At 44.8% G+C, this 1,567-nt stretch carries 4 protein-coding genes; 2 read left to right on the top strand and 2 right to left on the bottom strand.

All coding sequences use genetic code 11. The features are described 5' to 3' along the window. Together O9290_RS05680 and O9290_RS05685 are read left to right on the top strand one after the other, a co-directional pair. Positions 1-181 (top strand): transposase (locus O9290_RS05680; protein WP_287716773.1); only part of this gene is annotated, 181 nt, incomplete at its 5' end. Positions 182-316: 135 nt separating this feature from the next. After that, positions 317-739: a hypothetical protein gene (locus O9290_RS05685; protein ID WP_043999542.1), complete on the top strand. Its 423-nt coding sequence runs from the start codon at positions 317-319 to the stop codon at positions 737-739. 22 nt (positions 740-761) lie between these two features. Here O9290_RS05685 and O9290_RS05690 read toward each other — a convergent pair whose 3' ends face one another. Both O9290_RS05690 and O9290_RS05695 read right to left on the bottom strand, forming a co-directional pair. Continuing rightward, entirely contained in the window at positions 762-1,292 is a 531-nt protein-coding gene (locus tag O9290_RS05690; RefSeq protein ID WP_288027841.1) for an ATP-binding cassette domain-containing protein, read from the bottom strand. A gap of 182 nt (positions 1,293-1,474) precedes the next feature. Next, positions 1,475-1,567: photosystem II protein D1 (locus O9290_RS05695; RefSeq protein WP_288086604.1), on the bottom strand; the 93-nt coding region annotated here is incomplete at its 5' end.

Below are 1,567 nucleotides of genomic sequence, written 5' to 3' on the forward strand. Positions count from 1 at the left end.
AAGATATAAAGGTCAACGCAGACACAGCAGTTTTTATGTGGGTCAACATCTCTATCATTGGCTCCAGCTACATCAAATGTTCCCAAAAAATATAGAAGAGCTAATGCAAATTAGCCGCTATCGGTTGAAGGATTACATCAAGGGACAAAGAGCTATATCGCTTGCCCTATCTACCTTCTAGCTCGCTTGTCCCCCTCTCAGGTGGCAACGAGGTCTATACTGATAGTTTCTTCGGCAAAATAGCCCTAAAAGTCTTACCCGATAAACATTTCACGATTCCATAAGCAAAAATTATCACACAAAGTCGAGAAGAGCCATGAATACGAATAACGATAGACAACATCTCAAATTATTATCAATCTTCCACTATATTGTGGGAGGGATTCTTGCCTTTTTCTCTCTCTTTCCACTTATCCACTTTACTATCGGTTTACTCATCATTACCGAATCTATTTCAGTACATTCATCTGGGAATTTACCGCCTCAAGCAGCCGGATATATTTTCGCCGCTGTTGGTGGCCTACTTTTCATATTAGGAGAAGTTTTTGCTATTGCTACCATTGTATCGGGGCGATTCCTCAAACGCCGCCAGAGATACTGGTTTTCCTTCGTTATGGCCTGCATCCTCTGCTTATTCACTCCCTTGGGGACAATCCTCGGAGTCTTCACGATTATTGTTCTCTCCCGCCAGTCCGTCAAGGATCTATACGGGCTTCCTAATGCAGATACCGTTAATTAACATCTCCAAATGAGAGCGGCCTTCAATAAATAGGCTTAGTAGCAGCCGCCGTCAGGCTCAATAAGAAAGCCACGAACTGGATACTGAAAATAATAAATGCTATCAACTGACCCAGGGATAATTGAGCGGCGAGGACTGGGGAAGCCCCATACCAGAAAAGGAAGAGTACGATTAGGGTCAAAGGCAAGCGGAAAGAAAGAGGAAGAGGTTCTGAACCAGACTCGGCTACCAATCTGTTTCTTTTGAGAAGGTAATAGGTTCCACAGGCTAGGGCAGTTAGTCCAGTGGAAGCAAAGGCAAGTTGAGGACTGTAAATAGCCATTAATGATAGCATGGCCAAGACTTTAGGGAGTGTGACAGCGACTTTGAGAAAGAGTTTCCTAGCCAGACCGTTGCCTATGATGGCGGCGGTGAGAGCGGTTAGGCCGATCTCCGAGGCACTGGCAAAGAGAGTCGTCACTATCAAGAAAACACCCCAAAAGTTGAGAGCCTCAGGCGAGTTCTGGATGATGACCTTATCGATAATCACCTGAATGACTAAGGGGATAGACAACCAGAACAGAGTACCGAAGGCACTTAAAAAGAAGACGGTTATCGATAAGAGCAGTTGAATGATAATTGTTACTCCCCGAAGCTAAACTCACCGGATGAACGATCCAGGCTAGACATACCATAAAATATTTAGCCACAAAAAAGCACCCCCTTGCGGGAGTGCCTTTTCGTTCAGACTAGGAATTAACCATTGATAGCAGGAGCAATCAGAGCTACAGGAGCCTGTTCACCACTAGCCAAGTCTAAGGGGAAGTTATGTGCATTACGCTCGTGCAT

The organism is Microcystis sp. LE19-41.2A (assembly GCF_027530405.1).
GTDB lineage: Bacteria > Cyanobacteriota > Cyanobacteriia > Cyanobacteriales > Microcystaceae > Microcystis > Microcystis aeruginosa.